The 16,121-nt window shown below is 67.8% G+C and carries 17 protein-coding genes; 3 read left to right on the top strand and 14 right to left on the bottom strand.

Features of this window, described 5'->3' with window-relative positions; genetic code table 11:
* The 7 genes from pheT to OM960_RS14370 form a co-directional block, all read right to left on the bottom strand.
* The gene (gene pheT, locus OM960_RS14400; RefSeq protein ID WP_264772434.1) at positions 1 to 2,418 is read right to left on the bottom strand and encodes a phenylalanine--tRNA ligase subunit beta; all 2,418 of its coding nucleotides are present in this window, start codon (positions 2,416 to 2,418) and stop codon (positions 1 to 3) included.
* On the bottom strand, positions 2,415 to 2,966 hold the full coding sequence (locus OM960_RS14395; RefSeq protein ID WP_264772433.1) for a hypothetical protein: 552 nt from the start codon (positions 2,964 to 2,966) through the stop codon (positions 2,415 to 2,417). The genes pheT and OM960_RS14395 overlap by 4 nt, the downstream gene beginning before the upstream one ends.
* 128 nt (positions 2,967 to 3,094) lie before the next feature.
* Complete coding sequence (pheS, locus tag OM960_RS14390) at positions 3,095 to 4,177, bottom strand: phenylalanine--tRNA ligase subunit alpha (RefSeq protein ID WP_263337341.1); 1,083 nt, start codon at positions 4,175 to 4,177, stop codon at positions 3,095 to 3,097.
* A gap of 129 nt (positions 4,178 to 4,306) precedes the next feature.
* The gene (gene rplT, locus OM960_RS14385; RefSeq protein ID WP_263337343.1) at positions 4,307 to 4,669 is read right to left on the bottom strand and encodes a 50S ribosomal protein L20; all 363 of its coding nucleotides are present in this window, start codon (positions 4,667 to 4,669) and stop codon (positions 4,307 to 4,309) included.
* Positions 4,670 to 4,681: 12 nt separating this feature from the next.
* On the bottom strand, positions 4,682 to 4,882 hold the full coding sequence (gene rpmI / locus OM960_RS14380) for a 50S ribosomal protein L35 (protein ID WP_263337345.1): 201 nt from the start codon (positions 4,880 to 4,882) through the stop codon (positions 4,682 to 4,684).
* Between the two features lie 154 nt (positions 4,883 to 5,036).
* On the bottom strand, positions 5,037 to 5,654 hold the full coding sequence (locus tag OM960_RS14375; RefSeq protein WP_263337348.1) for an HD domain-containing protein: 618 nt from the start codon (positions 5,652 to 5,654) through the stop codon (positions 5,037 to 5,039).
* A complete protein-coding gene (locus OM960_RS14370; RefSeq protein ID WP_264772432.1) occupies positions 5,654 to 6,535 on the bottom strand; it encodes a phytanoyl-CoA dioxygenase family protein in 882 nt (293 codons plus the stop codon). The genes OM960_RS14375 and OM960_RS14370 overlap by 1 nt, the downstream gene beginning before the upstream one ends.
* A gap of 103 nt (positions 6,536 to 6,638) precedes the next feature.
* On the opposite strand from OM960_RS14370, the gene OM960_RS14365 reads away from it, so the two are divergent.
* Positions 6,639 to 7,544, top strand: coding sequence for a LysR family transcriptional regulator (locus tag OM960_RS14365; protein WP_264772431.1), 906 nt, complete (start codon positions 6,639 to 6,641; stop codon positions 7,542 to 7,544).
* Positions 7,545 to 7,559: 15 nt separating this feature from the next.
* On the opposite strand, the gene OM960_RS14360 is transcribed toward OM960_RS14365, so the two are convergent.
* The 7 genes from OM960_RS14360 to OM960_RS14330 all read right to left on the bottom strand — a co-directional run bounded on the left by OM960_RS14360 (position 7,560) and on the right by OM960_RS14330 (position 13,157).
* Positions 7,560 to 8,267: a DUF1194 domain-containing protein gene (locus tag OM960_RS14360; protein ID WP_263337354.1), complete on the bottom strand. Its 708-nt coding sequence runs from the start codon at positions 8,265 to 8,267 to the stop codon at positions 7,560 to 7,562.
* A gap of 47 nt (positions 8,268 to 8,314) precedes the next feature.
* On the bottom strand, positions 8,315 to 9,346 hold the full coding sequence (locus tag OM960_RS14355) for a MaoC family dehydratase (RefSeq protein ID WP_264772430.1): 1,032 nt from the start codon (positions 9,344 to 9,346) through the stop codon (positions 8,315 to 8,317).
* Positions 9,343 to 9,546 carry a DUF1737 domain-containing protein gene (locus OM960_RS14350; RefSeq protein ID WP_263337358.1) on the bottom strand — a complete coding sequence of 68 codons (204 nt, stop codon included), beginning with the start codon at positions 9,544 to 9,546 and terminating at the stop codon, positions 9,343 to 9,345. The genes OM960_RS14355 and OM960_RS14350 overlap by 4 nt, the downstream gene beginning before the upstream one ends.
* On the bottom strand, positions 9,543 to 10,100 hold the full coding sequence (locus tag OM960_RS14345; RefSeq protein ID WP_264772429.1) for an NnrU family protein: 558 nt from the start codon (positions 10,098 to 10,100) through the stop codon (positions 9,543 to 9,545). Before OM960_RS14345 ends, OM960_RS14350 begins: the two co-directional genes overlap by 4 nt.
* A 41-nt stretch (positions 10,101 to 10,141) precedes the next feature.
* A complete protein-coding gene (locus OM960_RS14340) occupies positions 10,142 to 10,984 on the bottom strand; it encodes an HpcH/HpaI aldolase/citrate lyase family protein (protein ID WP_264772519.1) in 843 nt (280 codons plus the stop codon).
* 131 nt (positions 10,985 to 11,115) lie between these two features.
* The gene (locus OM960_RS14335) at positions 11,116 to 12,156 is read right to left on the bottom strand and encodes a threonine aldolase family protein (protein ID WP_264772428.1); all 1,041 of its coding nucleotides are present in this window, start codon (positions 12,154 to 12,156) and stop codon (positions 11,116 to 11,118) included.
* 263 nt (positions 12,157 to 12,419) lie between these two features.
* Complete coding sequence (locus OM960_RS14330; protein WP_264772427.1) at positions 12,420 to 13,157, bottom strand: sulfite exporter TauE/SafE family protein; 738 nt, start codon at positions 13,155 to 13,157, stop codon at positions 12,420 to 12,422.
* 153 nt (positions 13,158 to 13,310) lie between these two features.
* Between OM960_RS14330 and mdh the strand changes: the two genes are divergently transcribed.
* Positions 13,311 to 14,273: a malate dehydrogenase gene (gene mdh, locus OM960_RS14325; protein WP_263337368.1), complete on the top strand. Its 963-nt coding sequence runs from the start codon at positions 13,311 to 13,313 to the stop codon at positions 14,271 to 14,273.
* An 80-nt stretch (positions 14,274 to 14,353) separates the two neighbouring features.
* A complete protein-coding gene (locus tag OM960_RS14320) occupies positions 14,354 to 15,850 on the top strand; it encodes a hypothetical protein (RefSeq protein ID WP_264772426.1) in 1,497 nt (498 codons plus the stop codon).
* Positions 15,851 to 16,121 lie beyond the last annotated feature (271 nt).

The raw sequence follows: 16,121 nt of genomic DNA, 5'->3' as shown, positions 1-16,121 counted from the left end.
TTACGACCTCAGCACCCCGCCCGTGGCCTTGGCGACCTTCTCGACGATCTTCGCGGAAACCGCCTCGATCTCCTCGTCGGTGAGGGTCTTGTCGCGCGGCTGCAGGCGCACCGAGATCGCGAGCGACTTCTTGCCCGCGCCCATCTGCGCCTCGGCCTTCTCGCCGGTGAACTGGTCGAAGACCGAAACCGCCTCGATCAGCGCCTTGTCGGCGCCCTGCGCGGCATTCACGAGCGTCAGCGCCTCGACTCCCTTGTCGACGACGAAGGCGAAATCGCGCTCCACCGCCTGCAGGTCGGAGATCCCCAGCGCCGCCCGCGTCGCGGACTTCGCCTTCGGGAACGGCACCTTCTCGACGAAGACCGTGAAGGCCACCGCCGGGCCCTTCACGCCCATCGCCTTCAAGACCTTGGGATGCACCTCGCCGAAGGCGCACAAAGCGTTCGGGCCGAGCCCCATCACGCCCGCGCGTCCCGGATGCCACCAGCCCGCCACCTTGCGGCTGACCTGCATCCGCGCCGGCGCGCCGAGGACCGACAGCACCGCCTCGGCATCGGCCTTGGCGTCGTAAAGATCGACCGCCCGGCGCGAGCCGTAGGGATCGCGCGCCGCCGAGGCGCCGACCAGAAGCCCGGTCGCATGAAGCGACTGTTCCCCCGGCTCGCCGCCGGCAAACGCCGGCCCGACCTCGAAGAGCGCCAGATCCGCAAAGCCCCGCGCCTGGTTGCGTGCCGCCGCCGCCAGCAGCCCCGGCAGAAGATCGGGCCGCATATGCGTCATCTCCGAGGAGATCGGGTTCTCCACCCGCGTCGCCTCGGTGCCGCCGCCGAACAAGGTCGCGGCCTCGGCGTCGATGAAGGAATAGGTCACGCATTCGTTGTAGCCGAGCCCGGCGAGCATCCGCCGCGCCGCCTTCTCGCGCATCTGCATCGGCGTCAGCACCGGCTTCGGCACGCCGGGCCGCGCCCGCCGCATCGGCTTGCCCTCGAGCTTCGTCAGCGACGCGATCCGCGCCACCTCCTCCACGAGATCGGCCTCGCCGAGGATGTCCGGCCGCCACGACGGCGGGCTCGCCATCCCGCCCTCGAGCGTGAAGCCCAAAGCCTCCAGCGTGCCCCGCTGCGCGCCCTCGGGAATGTCCATGCCGACGAGGCTGACCACCCGCTTCGGATCGAACCGGTAGGCCCGCGCCGTCTCCGGCACCGCGCCGTCCATCACCACCTCCGAGGCCTCGCCGCCGCAAAGCTCGAGGATCATCCGCGTCGCCATCTCCAGCCCCGGCAGGGTGAACGCCGGGTCCACCCCGCGCTCGAACCGGTAGCGGGCGTCGGAATGGATCCGAAGCGCCCGTCCCGTCGTCGCGATGGTGATCGGGTCCCAGTAGGCACTTTCAAGGAAGACGTTGACCGTCTCCTCGGTCACGCCGGTCGGCGCCCCGCCCATCACGCCGGCGATGCTCTCCGGCCCCTCGTCGTCCGAGATCACCATCATGCCCGGCTGGAACCGGTAGGTCTTCTCGTCGAGCGCCTCCAGTTCCTCGCCGCCCGTCGCGGCATGGATCCGCAGGCCGCCCTTCACCTTGTCGGCGTCGAAGACGTGCAGGGGGCGGTTCTGGTCGAAGGTGAAGTAGTTGGTGATATCGACCAAAGCCGAGATCGGCCGGTGCCCGGTCTCAAGGAGGAGCCGCTGCAACCATTCCGGGCTCGGCCCGTTCTTCACGCCCCGGATGACCCGCCCGGTGAAGAGAGGACAGCCCTTCTCCTTCAGGCTCTCGTCGATCGTCACCCCGATCGGGCTCCTGAAGCTGCCCGCGACCGGCTCCACCACCTGCGGCTTGAGCGTACCCAGCCCCCGCGCCGCGAGGTCGCGGGCGATGCCGCGCACGCCCAAGGCATCGGGCCGGTTCGGGGTGATCTTGATGTAGATCATCGGGTCGTTGAGACCCTTCCAGTCGATGTAGCGCGCACCAAGCTCGGCCTCCTCGGGCAGGTCGATGATCCCCTCGTGGTCGTCCGAAAGCATCAGTTCCCGCTCCGAACAGAGCATCCCGTTACTCTCGACGCCCCGGATCACCCCCGGCTTGAGGTCCACCCCGGTGCCCGGCACATGGGTGCCGACCGGCGCGAAGACGCCGTAGAGCCCGGTCCGCGCATTCGGCGCGCCGCAGACCACCTGCACCTCCTCCATCCGGCCGCCGGGGCCGTCGGGGTAGGTGGCGACGCGGCAGAGCCGCAGCTTGTCGGCATTCGGATGCTGCACCGCCTCGATCACACGGCAGATGCGGAACGCGCCCAGCCGTTCGGCCGGGTCCACGACCTCCTCGACCTCGAGCCCGAGATCGGTGAGCGCCTCGGTGATCTCGGCAAGCGAGGCCGCGGTGTCGAGATGCTTTTTCAGCCAGGAGAGGGTGAATTTCATTTTCTTGCCCTATCTTCATAGAACCCATGCGCCGCAACAGTTAGGTTCACATCCAATTTCTTCACGTCAGCACGCATTGCAGAGTACACTGGCGGTTTTCCTATCACTGCGCCCCCTGCGGTCACGGAGACAAGGAATAATGATATTCCCAACACGAGCGCCCTCGCCATCCTAAACATCCGCTCCTTATTGAGCAGATCACGCATTAGCTCACGTTGCATTACGCGCTCTCTATCCATATTCGGCAGGTTCAAGAAATCGTGCTGATCTATTTGACGCATTCCCGCGAGAGAAAAATACAACGGCATCAGCATAACAAATGACCCGACCGCCCCAGCAACCTTAAGGTATTGCACGCTTTGACTCATGGTCGCATTTAGAGAAAAACCCAAAATAAGCGCAATGATCGTAGCAAGGTTTGCGTTTTTGCTTTCAACCTTTTTCAGCGTTCCAAGCAGAATTCCGTGAGCATCCTTGTCCAAGATTGCTCCGCTACCGTGCTCAGATCCCTTGACATTACCTGCAGAGAGAGAGGCGTAGGCCACCATTCTTTTCTTCAGATTTACCAAGTTAGGGGCACATAGACAAAATGACCTATAACTCGTAGCGTTACTAACAAAAATGGCAACAAAAACGACAGCGCCAAGAATCCATATTATTACGGATGGCCAGTCACTCACCTGCTCAACCCCCCATGCACCGTCGGCAAATCAAGGCCGGCAAAGCCGTAATGCCTGAGCCACCTGAGGTCGCTCTCGAAGAACGCCCGCAGATCCGGGATCCCGTATTTCAGCATCGCCAGCCGGTCGATGCCGAGCCCGAACGCAAAGCCCTGCCATTCGTTCGGGTCGATCCCGCCCGCCGCCAGCACCTTCGGATGCACCATGCCGGAGCCCAAAATCTCCATCCAGCCGTCGCCCTCGCCGATCTTCAATTGCCCGCCCTCCCAGGAGCAGCGGATATCGACCTCGGCCGAGGGCTCGGTGAAGGGGAAATGCGAGGCGCGGAACCGCAGTTCCACTGTGTCGACCTCGAAGAAGGCGCGGCAGAACTCCTCCAGCACCCATTTCAGGTTCGCCATCGAGAGATCGCGGTCGATCGCCAGCCCCTCGACCTGGTGGAACATCGGCGTGTGGGTCTGGTCCATGTCCATCCGGTAGACCCGGCCCGGCGCGATCACCCGCAAAGGCGCGCCGTGGGTCTGCATCGCCCGGATCTGCACCGGTGAGGTATGGGTGCGCAAGACATGCGGCGGCCGGTCGTCGCCTTCCGCGCGCGCCATGAAGAACGTGTCATGCTCCTGCCGCGCGGGATGCTCGGGCGGGATGTTCAAGGCGTCGAAATTGTACCAGTCGCTCTCGATCTGCGGCCCCTCGGCCACGGCAAAGCCCATGTCGGCGAAGATCGCGGTGACTTCCTCGGTCACCTGGCTCACCGGATGGATCGTCCCCATCCGCCGCGGCCGCCCCGGCAGCGTCACGTCGAGCCATTCGGCCTTCAGCCGCTCGTCGAGTGCTGCATCCGCCAGCGCCGCCTTCTTCGCGCGAAGTGCGGCGTCGATCTCGTCCTTGAGCCGGTTCAGCGCCGCCCCGGCGGCCTGCCGCACGGCGGGGTCCATCTGGCCAAGCTCGCGCATCTTCAGCGAGATCTCGCCCTTCTTGCCAAGCGCGGCAAGACGGATCTCCTCCAGCGCGGTCTCGTCCCCCGCCCCGGAAATCCCTTCCAGATACTTGCCCTTGAGCGTGTCCAATCCGTCCATATGACCCTCCGGCGGCTACCGGCCTTCTGCTATCACACGGCCCCCCGAATTCAAGGCCGCCAAAGAAAAACCCCGCGACGGCCGTTCCGGCCACTCGCGGGGTTCACACTGTCCCTCTGGAGAGAGAGTTTACGCGAGCGCGGCCTTCGCCTTTCCGACGATGGCCTCGAACGCCGCCGGCTCATGCACGGCGAGATCGGCGAGCACCTTGCGGTCAACCTCGATCCCGGCCTTGGAGAGCGCGTTGACGAAGCGCGAATAGGTCATTTCGGCGTCGAGCGCCCGGACCGCGGCGTTGATCCGCTGGATCCACAGCGCGCGGAAATTGCGCTTGCGGGCCTTGCGGTCGCGGGTCGCGTACTGCTGCGCCTTGTCGACGGCCTGGGTGGCGGTGCGGAAGTTGCGCGAACGGGCCGAGTAGTAGCCTTTCGCCTTCTTGATCACCTTGCGGTGGCGGGCGTGGGTGACGACGCCGGATTTAACGCGGGACATGGGTCACTCTCCTCAGCGGTTGTACGGCATGTATTTCTTGACGATCTTCGCATCCGCGTCGGCCAGCAGCATCGTGCCGGTCGCCTTGCGGATGAAGTCCGTCGAGCGCTTGATCATGCCGTGACGCTTGCCGGCGACACCAGCCTTGACGCGGCCCGAGGCCGTCATCTTGAACCGCTTCTTGGCGGCCGATTTGGTCTTCATCTTGGGCATTTCCATCTCCTCGTCAGAGTGAACGCGCGACTCGGCAATGCCACTTGGCCGGCCTCGCGGGGTATTCGAGTGGCGCCCTATAGCCGCGTTGGCGGGGTTTGGCAAGGGCCGGGCGGCGTTCCGTCCGCATCGCGCGGCTTGCCCATATGCCCCGTCAGCGTTCGGCGGCGACCTTCGCATCCGTCAAGGGCACCCGTTCGCCCCGGCGGATGACCTTCGGGTCGTAGGGCTTGCGGGCGAAGACCTCGCGGACCATCGGGGCGAAGAATTCGAGCGGCAGGTCGTCGTAGTCGGGGTCGAAGCTCGCCTGGTCCCAGCGTTCGCAGAACTCGGCGCAGTCGTCGAAATAGGGGTGGCCGCGGTGGCGTTCGCGCTTGTTCTGGTCGAAGCCGTCGAGATGGTGGCCGTAGTAGAGCATCTGGAAGTCGCCGTGGGTCTGGACGCACCAGGAGCATTGCTCGCGGACGAAGGGCTTCAGGATCGTCGCGGCGTATTCGTCGTGATTGTAGGGGGCGTAGATGTCGCCGATGTCGTGGAGGAGGGCCGAGACCACCCAGTCGATGTCGGCGCCGTCGCGCCAGGCGCGGGTGGCGCTTTGCACCGAATGGCCGAGCCGGGTGATCTGGTAGCCCGAGAGGCTCTTGTCGAGGTCGACGAGGGCCGTCAGCAGCCGGTCGGCGGTGTGCTTGGTGTGGTCGATCTCGTGGGCGGTGAGGAATTCGTATTCTTCCTTCGTGCCGTCCTTCATCTGGGTAAAGCTGACTTTTTCCATTAGCGTGCCTCTGCGTACAGACCTTTGTCGTTGGTGGTGCCATGCATCAGGAACTTGGCCTGAGCGGAGCGGATTTCCTCGTAGAGCGCAAGGCTCGCGGGGGTGAAGTTCGCCGTGGGGGCGGCGTAGTTGATGAAGTTGCCGAGCCGGTCGGCGCCGCGAGCGAGCATCGCGTAGTCCTTGTCGCCGACAAGCTGGGCGATTTCCGGGGTCACGTAGCGGACGACGGCGCCGATGCGGCGGTCGTCGGTGGTGTTGGGGCCGGAGCCGTGGATCGTCAGCCCGTGGTGGAGGCTGATCTGGCCGGGCATGAGCTCGATCGGCACCCGGTCCTCGGGGGCGACGTCGACCTTGACCTCCTGTCCGCGCGAGAGGAGGTTGTCCTCGGCGAAGGTGTCCTCGTGCGGCAGGATCGGGTTGAGGTGGCTCGCGCGCACGAACTCCATGCAGCCCGAGGCGCGGGTCGCGGGCGAGAGTGCCAGCCACATCGTCACCATGCCGTCGATCGCGCCGAGGCCCCAGTAGGTCAGGTCCTGGTGCATCGAGACCTTATGCTTGGTGCGCGGCTCCTTGACGAAGAACTCCACCCCGTAGATCAGGAGGTCGGGCCCGAGGATGCCCTCCACGATGTCGAGGATCGCGGGGTCGGTGCCGATCCGGTGCGCCAACGGCAGCACACAGTTGGCGTTGACGCGCTTGTAGGTGTTCAAGGGCAGCGGCAGGCCGGCGTCGAGCCAGTCATGCTCGATTGTCTCCAGTTCCGAGCGCCAGGCGCGGGCCTTTTCGGCCGGAATCGCCTGGATCGGGAAGAGATAGCCGTCCTCCCAGTATCTCGCCTTCTCGGCCTCCGTGAGGCGGCCTTCGATCAAGGGCACACACATCGCAGTCTCCTGTCCGTCGCGTTGGGGAACGCTAACGCGGATGCGCCAAAGTTCAGAACGGTATCTCTTGCCGGTCAGGTTAAGCTGAGCTTATCCTCCCCGCATGGACCGCACCCGCATCCCCTCGTTGAACTGGCTCCGCGTCTTCGAGGCGGCGGCTCGGACCGAAAGCTTCGCCCGCGCGGCGGCGGAGCTGAACATGTCGCCCCCTGCCGTCAGCCAGCAGGTCAAGGCGCTGGAGAGCCATCTCGGCATGCCGCTTTTCACCCGGCACGCGCATGCGGTGCGGCTGACCGAGGCGGGGCGGGCCTACCTGCCCTCGGTGCAGATGTCGCTCGTCTCGCTGGAGACCTCGACGGCGGGGCTCTTCGGCCGGGCGCGGGAGGAGCGGCTCTACGTCCAGGCGGTGCATATCTTCGCGCAAGGCGTGCTGGCGCCTCTCTTCACCGATTTCACCGCCCGCCATCCCGATATCGCGCTCACCCTGACCACGGGCAACGCGGTCGAGGACTTCACCCATGCCTTTTCAGACCTGAAGATCATCTTCGGTGCGCCCTCGGCCTTCGGCCGCGCCCATGACCGGCTTATCGGCGAGGTGCTCTACCCGGTGGCGACGCCTGAGATCGCGGCGCGGATCAAGGCCCCGGCCGACCTTCTGGCGCATCCTTTGCTGGAGGTCGCGACCCACCGCGCCGGCTGGCCGCATGTGTTCGAGAGCCTGCGGCTCCTCGGCGCCGGGGCGCGGGTGGTGATGGTGGATTCGACGGTGATGGCGGCGGCGCTGGCCGGCCACGGCGCCGGGATCGCGCTCGCCCGCGCGCCGGCGAGCGACCCGATCGTGCGGGCGCAGGGGCTGGTGCCCTGCCTGCCGGGCGTCGCGGTGCCGGGCTTGGAATACTACCACCTCATCTATCCCGATCCGGGCACGCTCCGCCGTCCGGCGCGGGCGTTCCGCAGCTGGCTGATGGAGCGGATGGCGGAGATGGCGCTTCCTGCGGCCCAAGGCTGAGGCGAGGAGCGGCCCTCAGCGCAGCGCGGCCGGGCGGATCGTTGCGTCCTCGTCCGCCGAGATCTGCCGCTCGGTCTCGCGGCGGAGCTTGCGGCGCATCCGCTCGGGGTACTCGTCGTAATCCTCGGCCGTGACCACGAAGGCATTGCCGCCGGTCATCACGTTCTGCGCGAAATAGTCCGGCAGGCCCTCGTCGTCGCCGCGGATCACCAGCGCGTTCACGGTGATCGCCAGCGCCTCGAGGTCGGGGCGGATCTCGGCGGGCTCGGCGCCCTCGTTCGAACGCCCGTCGCCGGAGATGTCGATCACCCGGCGGCGGCAGGCTGGTGCGTCGATCACGACGTCGGTGGCGAAGCTCAGGGCCTCGCCGATGGCGGTGGAGAACTCGGTCCAGATCCGCGGCGCGGTCTCGACCCGGCGGGCCAGCGCCTTGAGGTCGGCAACGGAGCCGACCTTGGTCCAGCCGATGGTGAGGTCCTGACGCGAGGCGCCGGTCCATTGCATCAGCGCGACCACCGCTTGGCCCCGGACGAGCGCCTCGGTCACGACCGGATCGCGCAGCCCCTCGGCCAGTCCGCGCATCTGCACCGCGTATTCGCGCCGGTCGACCGAGCCCGAGACATCGACCGCAAGAAGAAGCGCGAGTTCGCAGGCCCCGGCTTGCGCCGGAGTGAGGGCGACGAGGCTCAGGGCCCCGGCGAGGGCGGCGCGAAACCGTGTCATGGCCGAAGTTTAGCAGCGCCTGCCCGTTCCGGTCCATCGCGATCCGATCACATCGGCATCAAGGCCCAGTAGTCGAGATCGAGGAGCACGTCGGTCAGGTACTTGCCGTCCGCGCCCTTGAGCGCGAAGGGCTCGGCGCCGTGGCGCACCGCCACGAGCCGCAGCCGGACCGCGCCGACGCCCGGCGCCGCGGTTTCGGCCTTGTCGAGCACCTCCGACCAGGCGCGCACGGTGTCGCCGGAGAAGCAGGGGTTGGCATGGGCGCCGGCGTTGAGGGCGACGATCACCTGAGCATTCGCAAGGCCATTGAACGAGAGCGCGCGGGCGAGCGAGATGACATGGCCGCCGTAGATCAGCCGCTTGCCGTCCTCGCGCTGGGTGGCGTCGAAATGCACCTTGGCGGTGTTCTGCCAGAGCCTTGTGGCGAGCATGTGCTCGGCCTCCTCGACGGTGACGCCGTCGACGTGGTCGATCTGCTCGCCCATCGCGTAGTCGCCCCAGCGGTGCGGCTCACCGGCGAGCGTGAAGTCGTAGCGGGAGAAATCGAGCCCCTCGGGGATCACCAGGTCGGCGGCGGCGACGGCGGGCGCGAGCGCGGGGATCACGGTCTCGGGCGCGGGCGCGCTCGCGTCGCGCTTCCTGACCATCACCCAGCGGACGTATTCCATCACCGCCTCGCCCGCCTGGTTCAGGCCGCGGGTGCGGACATAGACGACGCCCGACTTGCCGTTCGAGTTTTCCTTCAGCCCGATGACCTCGGATTCCGACCGGAGCGTGTCGCCGGGCCAGACCGGCTTCAGCCAGCGGCCCTCGGCATAGCCGAGATTGGCGATGGCGTTGAGCGAGATGTCGGGCACGGTCTTGCCGAAGACGGTGTGGAAGGCGATGAGGTCGTCCATCGGCGCGGCGGCGAGGCCCGAGGCCCGCGCGAATTCGTCCGAGGAATAGAGCGCGCCCCGCGCCGGGTAGAGCGCGTGGTAGAGCGCCCGCTCGCCGCCCGAGACGGTGCGCGGCACGGCATGGGCGATCACCTCGCCGAGGGTGTAGTCTTCGAAGAAACGGCCCGGATTGGTCTTCATTGCTCGCCCAGTCTGATGTCAGGTGTGTAGGTGCCCGCCGTCTCCTTCACCACCGCCTGTCCGCAGCGCATCACGCCCTTCGCGGCGTCGAAGGCGTAGGTCGGCGCGCCGTGAAGCGCCCAGCCGCGATTGAGCGCGGCGGTGACCTTGTGGCAGAAGGCCGAGGTGTCGTCGTCGGAGAGGAAGCGGTAGAGTTTCATCCGTAGGTCCCGAGGAACGGGCTGTAGCCGAGCCAGTAATGCGCGCCCGCGATCAGCGCGTAGACGACGAGCGTGATTGCGGCCCCGATCAGGTCGGAGCGGAGCTTGCCGGTTGCCGGCGGCGTCCAGGGCTCCTGCGACGAGATCAGCGCCATCGACACGAGGGCCCAGAGCCCCAGCCAGCCGAAGAGCACGACCGAGGCCATGTCGCCGTTCACCAGAAGATGCGCCACCGCCCAGAGCGCCACCGAGAGCAGCATCGGGTGGCGCAGCTTCGTCTTCACGATCCCCTTCGAATGCGGCACGCCGATCAGGAAGACCGCGATCAGCATCAGGAGGTTGTTGAGATGCCCGATGCCGGGCCAGGGGGTGTAGACCGGATCGACCCCGGCGCGGCGGTAGCCGATCACCATCAGCGCAAGCGCGGCGATCGAGAGCACGGTCACCAGCATCTTGCCCGGCAGGACGCCGAGCCGCGCCCGGAGGCCGGGCGCCACCCGCTTGAAGAGATGCGCCACGGTCCAGAGGACCAGGCCAAGGATCATCACTTGCATGTCGCACCTCGCGCGCCGGGGAAACCGGGCCGCAGTTTCCCCTAAATCGCGCGTTCCGCAATAGCCGAGGCGCGCGAGAGGATCTGCCTTGCCGTCACGGCATGCAGGTTCTCGACGATCTTGCCGTCGACCACGGCCACGCCCTGACCGGCGCGCTGCGCGGCGTCGAAGGCCTCGATCTGGCGGCGGGCGAGCTCGATCTCGGCCTCGGAGGGGGCGAATTCCTCGTTGGCGACCGGGATCTGCGCGGGGTGGATCACGGTCTTGCCGTCGAAGCCCATGTCGCGGCCCTGGCGGCATTCGGCCCGCAATCCGTCATCGTCCTTGAAGGCGTTGTAGACGCCGTCGATGGCGATGCGGCCAAAGGCGCGGGCGGCCAGAAGGCAGAGCCCGAGGCTCGCCACCATCGGCTCGCGGTCGGGACGGAAGCGGGTGCCGAGCTCCTTGGCGAGGTCGTTGGTCCCCATGACCATCCCGGCGAGCCGGGGATGGGCGGCGATGGCGGCGGCGTTGAGGATGCCGGCGGGCGTCTCCATCATCGCCCAGAGCGGTACGTCGGGGATGAGGGCGGCCACCGCATCCACATCGGCGGGCGAACCGACCTTGGGGATGAGGATCGCGTCGACCTTCGCGCCCCGGAAGGCGGCGGCGTCCTCGCGCCCCCAGGGCGTGTCGAGCCCGTTGATCCGCACGATCTTCGCACGGGTGCCGTAATCGGCCGTGGCGAGCACACCGGCGAGGAGCGCGCGGGCATTGTCCTTCTCGTCGGCCGCCACCGCGTCCTCGAGGTCGAAGATGATCGCGTCGGCCGGCAGTTCGCGCGCCTTTTCCAGCGCACGCTCGCGGGCGGCGGGGATGTAGAGCACCGAGCGGTAGGGGCGCATCCGGTCGTCGGAAAGGGGCATCGAACTCTCCTCGCAATATTATTTCGCAAATGACCACATTCCCGGCAGATTCCGCAAGCCCATAAATGCCGCAGCGCAGAAATTTCTTCGCGACCGCGAAAACCCGCCGGTCAGGCGGCGAGAAGCTCGCACAGGATCCCGGCCGCCGCGGCGCAGGCCTCTCGGCTCACGTCGAGATGGGTACAGACGCGGACCCGGCGCGGCCCGAACGGCACGAGCAGCACCCCGCGCTCCGCCGCCCGCCGCACGAGGGTCGCGGCGTCGGGCGCGCCGGGCGCGAGGTCGAAGACGACGATGTTGCTCTGCACCGTCGCGAGGTCGAGCGCCACCCCCTTCGCCCCGGCCAGCGCCCCGGCGATCAGCCGCGCATTGGCGTGGTCCTCGGCGAGCCGGTCGATGTTGTGGTCGAGCGCGTGGAGCCCGGCGGCGGCGACGATCCCGGCCTGCCGCCAGGCGCCGCCGAGCATCCGCCGGATCCTGATGGCACGGGCGATGGTCTCGGCCGGCCCGGCGATGACGCTGCCGATCGGGCAGCCGAGCCCCTTCGAGAGCGCGATCGACACGAGGTCGAAGGGCGCGGCGAGCCGTTCCGGCGCCAGCCCGGTCGCGCAGGCCGCGTTGAAAAGCCGCGCGCCGTCGAGATAGCTCGCCATCCCGAGCGCGGCGGCGCGGGCGCAGACCGCCTCGGCCTCGGCTTGGGGAAAGACGATGCCGCCGCCGCGGTTGTGGGTGTTCTCGACCACGACGAGGGTGGTCGGCGGGTAGACGACATGGCCCGCGGGCTTGAAGGCGGCGTCGAGATCGGCGGCGGTGAAGAGCCCGCCCCTCCCGATCGCCGCGAACTGCACCCCGGCATTGGCGGGCGCGGCGCCGGTCTCGTGCCAGGCGACATGCACCTCCTGCCCGACGATCACCTCGTCGCCGGGCCGGGTCAGGAGCTTCAGCGCGATCTGGTTGGCCATCGTGCCGCTCGCGACGAAGAGCGCGGCCTCCTTGCCGAGCCGCTCGGCCACGACCTGCTGGAGCCGGTTGACGCTCGGATCCTCGCCGTACTGGTCGTCGCCGACGGGGGCGGCGGCCATCGCGGCGCGCATCGCTTCGCCGGGCGCGGTCACGGTGTCCGATCTGAGGTCGATCCGGTCGTTGCCCATCTGTCCCTCCGATGTTGCACGGGACCGATCCTAGCAGATTCCCGGCACCGGAACGCGGGCGCGCGCCGGGTTAACCACATTTACCGCATCGCGGCGCAGGATCGCCCCGTCACCGCCCGCCGGAAGCGCGGGCCATAGGAAGGGACGCCCATGAAACAGCAGCTTTTCGCCCTGTCGCTCGGCTTCGTTGGGGTGATCCTCGCCACCGAGTACGCCTTCGGCGCACCGGCCCGTCCGCACCCGGCAATCACCGTTGACGCCCGTCAGACCACCGACAAGAGGTGCTTCAGGGAAATCAGCAAGAGCGCCCAGGTCACCAGCCGGAAGAAGAGCTCCGTCGGGATCACCCGGACCAGCCATACCCCGGCGAAGACCGACGCAACGGCAGGCAGCATCAGCACCGCCGCGACGCCGAGATTGGCCGGCGAGAGCTGGCCGAGCGCCCAGTAGGGCACGAGCTTCACCGCGTTGACGAAGGCGAAGAACACCGTCGCCGTGCCGGCGAAGGCCGCCTTCTCCAGCCGCAGGGGCAGCACGTAGACCTGATACGGCGGCGCCCCGGCATGGCTGACGAAGCTCGTGTAGCCCGCGACCGCCCCCCAGAAGAGCCCCGGCCCGACCCGCGCCGGTCCGGGGGCCGCCGGCGGCGCGGGGCGCAGCAGGAGGTTCAGCGCGAACACAAGCCCGATCGCGCCGACGATCCCGGTCACCAGCCGCTCGGACACCTGCGCCGCCGTCAGCCAGCCGAAGCCGATGCCGAGGACCGCCGCCGGCGTGAGGATCGCGAGCACGCGCCGGTCGAAGACGCGGCGGTAGGCCCAGAGCCCGAAGACATCCGAGGCGATCAGCACCGGCAAGAGCAGCCCCGCCGCCGTCACCGGCGGCACCACGAGAGCCAAGACCGGCACCCCGAGCATCGCGACCACCGGCAGCCCGCCCTTCGACAGCCCGACCAGCACCGCCGCCAGCACTGCAACCGCCCAGAAGACGCCGCCTTCCATCACCCGGAACCCCGCCCGACAATGTCGCCCGGCATAGCCGATGGGTCGCCCGGCGCAAAGCAATCTCGCGATGCCGCAGCGCAGCGGACTTGCGCGAAAGGCCGCGAGGGGCTACCCAATGCCGCGACATTCACCTGGACCCGGAGACAAATCATGGCCAGACCCAAGATCGCCCTCATCGGCGCGGGGCAGATCGGCGGCACCCTCGCCCATCTCGCCGCGATCAAGGAACTCGGCGACGTCATCCTCTTCGACATCGCCGAAGGCACGCCGCAGGGCAAGGCGCTCGACATCGCGCAGTCCGGTCCGGTCGAAGGGTTCGACGCGAAGCTCAAGGGCGCCAATGATTACAGCGACATCGCCGGCGCCGACGTCTGCATCGTCACCGCCGGCGTGCCGCGCAAGCCCGGCATGAGCCGCGACGATCTTCTGGGCATCAACCTCAAGGTCATGAAGTCGGTGGGCGAGGGCATCAAGACCCATGCCCCGAACGCCTTCGTGATCTGCATCACCAACCCGCTCGACGCCATGGTCTGGGCGCTGCAGCAGTTCTCGGGCCTGCCGGCCGAGAAGGTCGTCGGCATGGCCGGCGTGCTTGATTCGGCGCGTTTCCGCCACTTCCTCAGCCTCGAGTTCAACGTCTCGATGAAGGACGTCACCGCCTTCGTGCTCGGCGGCCACGGCGACACGATGGTGCCGCTGGTGCGCTACTCGACCGTCGCCGGCATCCCGCTGCCGGATCTGGTCAAGATGGGCTGGACCACGCAGGAGAACATGGACGCCATCGTCCAGCGCACCCGTGACGGCGGCGCAGAGATCGTCGGGCTCCTGAAGACCGGCTCGGCCTTCTACGCCCCCGCCGCCTCGGCGATCGAGATGGCGGAAGCCTATCTCAAGGACCAGAAGCGGCTGCTGCCCTGCGCGGCTTACGTCGACGGTGCCTTTGGCCTCAAGGGGCTCTATGTCGGAGTGCCGACGATCCTCGGCGCCGGCGGCGTCGAGCGCATCGTCGACATCAAGCTCAACGACGACGAGCAGGCGATGTTCGACAAGTCGGTCGATGCGGTGAAGGGCCTCGTCGCCGCCTGCAAGGGGATCGACCCGTCGCTGGCTTGACCTCGGGCCGAAACTGAAATCTCCTGAAGCGCGGGCCGTCACCGGCCCGCGCTTTTGTTTTGACCCAAGGTGTTGAGCCCATGCGCAAGTTATTCCCCCCGATCGTTCTCGGCGGCCTCCTCGCGATGGCCGGCCTCTCCCCGGCCCAGAGCCAGACGCCCCCCGGTCTGCAGGCGCGGATCGACGCGCTGGCGGGCGAGGCGGAGACGCATGGATTCGAGCTCGGCATGCTGCAAACCCTCCGCGCGGTCGAGAAGGCGCTGCAGACGCGCTATGAATACGGGGTCGGGCAGAACCTCAGGATGGTGCCGGTCTTCCGCATCGGGCCCGTGGTGGACATCAACCCCCGCCCCAAGCTGGCTGCGCCCGACACATTGTCGCGGATCGTCGAGACCTTCCTCGCCGATCTCGACCGGGCGCGCGCCACCCTGTCCGCCGCCGGCGCCAAAGCCCAGCCCTTCGAGCTGACGCTGCAGGACCTCTGGTTCGATCTGAACGCCGATGGCCAGCGCGCCGCCGGCGAGGGCGCGGTGGAGCTTCTCGCCCCGATCGTGCTCGGCCGGGTCGGCCGGATCGCGCTGCAGGACGGCACGCTCGCCGCCCCGATCACGATCCGCTTCGACGAGGCCGATCACGCCTGGCTCATGGCCTATACCCGGATGCTCGGCGGTTTCGGCAACCTCTTCCTCGCCTTCGACCCGACCGCGGCGCTCGAGGACATGGCCCGCGCCCGCGCTGCGCTGGCGGAGGCGCCCGAGATCGAGAATTTCTACGACATGGACCAGGTGGCGGCCGATATCGCCGCACTCGAGGCGCAACGGCGCGATCTGGACGCGCGGCTGGAACCGCTGGAGGACCAGCTCAAGCCCCTGCGCGAGCGCCAGCGGGAACTCGTCGAAGCCATGCACACGGCGACCGACGAAACCGCGAAACAGGCGCTCAAGGCCGAACTTGACCCGCTTCTGGAGGAGCTTCGCACCCTGAACGAGGCCCGGAACGCGCTCTTCCGCGACCAGCAGATGATCCGCGCCGAACTCGAGTCGGCCAAGGCCAGGCTGCCCGGCCGCGACACCCTGCCGAAGCCCGGCATGGAGCCCGAGTTCGACACGCTCCTCGTCGTCCTCACCGCGCTCCGCCAGCAACCCGACCCCGCGCGGCTCGCCGCCGCCCGCGACGACTGGCGCGCGATGATCGCCGAGAACCGGCGGTTCTGGGCCGCGCTCACCGCCGAGACCGACGACGACCGCGAATGGATCCCGAACCCGTCTCAGAGCGCCGCGCTGCCGGTGACCCTGCCGCCCGGCGTGGCCGAGGCCTGGCAAGCGATCCTCGCCGATGCCGAGGCGGTGCTCGACGGCCGGCTCCTCGTGCCGCATCCGCTGTTGCCGCCGGGCTACGGGATCGACCTTTCCGCCTATATCGAGGATCCCGCGCCCATCGACATCCTCGAATGGATCCACGGCAAGGGCGCCTACCCCTATGCCGCGAAGGGCCCGCGCATCAGCGCCCAGAGCTGGCGCGCGTTCGAGCGGCTGACGGCCGGAAACGCCGGGGGCTTCGCGCTCTACTTCAACTGATCTCGGCCTGCGCGAATCGGGTTTTCGACTTTGTGATCACACTTTTTCGAGCCGTGATCACAAAATGTCGAATTATCCCCTCCGGGCGGGTTTTCCCGCATTTATCGCTTCGTCACGGGCCTCTCCCATGCGATGAGCGGGCCAGACCGAATGGAACGGGGATCAGCGATGAACATCCACGAATACCAGGCCAAGGCCCTTCTGCGCAGCTACGGCGCGCCGGTGTCGGACGGCCGCGCCGTCCTCAGGGCCGAGGAAGCCAAGACCGCCG

Source organism: Defluviimonas salinarum, assembly GCF_026013545.1.
GTDB lineage: Bacteria > Pseudomonadota > Alphaproteobacteria > Rhodobacterales > Rhodobacteraceae > Albidovulum > Albidovulum salinarum.
Note: the sequence above shows the minus strand (reverse complement) of the source record. Positions and strands in the feature narration are given on the sequence as shown.

Excerpts from the sequence above, each read along its gene's own strand:
- OM960_RS14360 (WP_263337354.1), bottom strand. The coding sequence starts at position 8,267 with ATGACACGGTTTCGCGCCGCCCTCGCCGGGGCCCTGAGCCTCGTCGCC.
- OM960_RS14355 (WP_264772430.1), bottom strand. The coding sequence starts at position 9,346 with ATGAAGACCAATCCGGGCCGTTTCTTCGAAGACTACACCCTCGGCGAG.
- OM960_RS14395 (WP_264772433.1), bottom strand. The coding sequence starts at position 2,966 with ATGGTGGCCTACGCCTCTCTCTCTGCAGGTAATGTCAAGGGATCTGAG.
- pheS (WP_263337341.1), bottom strand. The coding sequence starts at position 4,177 with ATGGACGGATTGGACACGCTCAAGGGCAAGTATCTGGAAGGGATTTCC.
- OM960_RS14370 (WP_264772432.1), bottom strand. The coding sequence starts at position 6,535 with ATGTGTGTGCCCTTGATCGAAGGCCGCCTCACGGAGGCCGAGAAGGCG.
- OM960_RS14375 (WP_263337348.1), bottom strand. The coding sequence starts at position 5,654 with ATGGAAAAAGTCAGCTTTACCCAGATGAAGGACGGCACGAAGGAAGAA.
- OM960_RS14320 (WP_264772426.1), top strand. The coding sequence starts at position 14,354 with ATGCGCAAGTTATTCCCCCCGATCGTTCTCGGCGGCCTCCTCGCGATG.
- pheT (WP_264772434.1), bottom strand. The coding sequence starts at position 2,418 with ATGAAATTCACCCTCTCCTGGCTGAAAAAGCATCTCGACACCGCGGCC.
- OM960_RS14340 (WP_264772519.1), bottom strand. The coding sequence starts at position 10,984 with ATGCGCCCCTACCGCTCGGTGCTCTACATCCCCGCCGCCCGCGAGCGT.
- mdh (WP_263337368.1), top strand. The coding sequence starts at position 13,311 with ATGGCCAGACCCAAGATCGCCCTCATCGGCGCGGGGCAGATCGGCGGC.
- OM960_RS14350 (WP_263337358.1), bottom strand. The coding sequence starts at position 9,546 with ATGAAACTCTACCGCTTCCTCTCCGACGACGACACCTCGGCCTTCTGC.
- OM960_RS14330 (WP_264772427.1), bottom strand. The coding sequence starts at position 13,157 with ATGGAAGGCGGCGTCTTCTGGGCGGTTGCAGTGCTGGCGGCGGTGCTG.
- OM960_RS14345 (WP_264772429.1), bottom strand. The coding sequence starts at position 10,100 with ATGCAAGTGATGATCCTTGGCCTGGTCCTCTGGACCGTGGCGCATCTC.
- OM960_RS14335 (WP_264772428.1), bottom strand. The coding sequence starts at position 12,156 with ATGGGCAACGACCGGATCGACCTCAGATCGGACACCGTGACCGCGCCC.
- rpmI (WP_263337345.1), bottom strand. The coding sequence starts at position 4,882 with ATGCCCAAGATGAAGACCAAATCGGCCGCCAAGAAGCGGTTCAAGATG.
- rplT (WP_263337343.1), bottom strand. The coding sequence starts at position 4,669 with ATGTCCCGCGTTAAATCCGGCGTCGTCACCCACGCCCGCCACCGCAAG.
- OM960_RS14365 (WP_264772431.1), top strand. The coding sequence starts at position 6,639 with ATGGACCGCACCCGCATCCCCTCGTTGAACTGGCTCCGCGTCTTCGAG.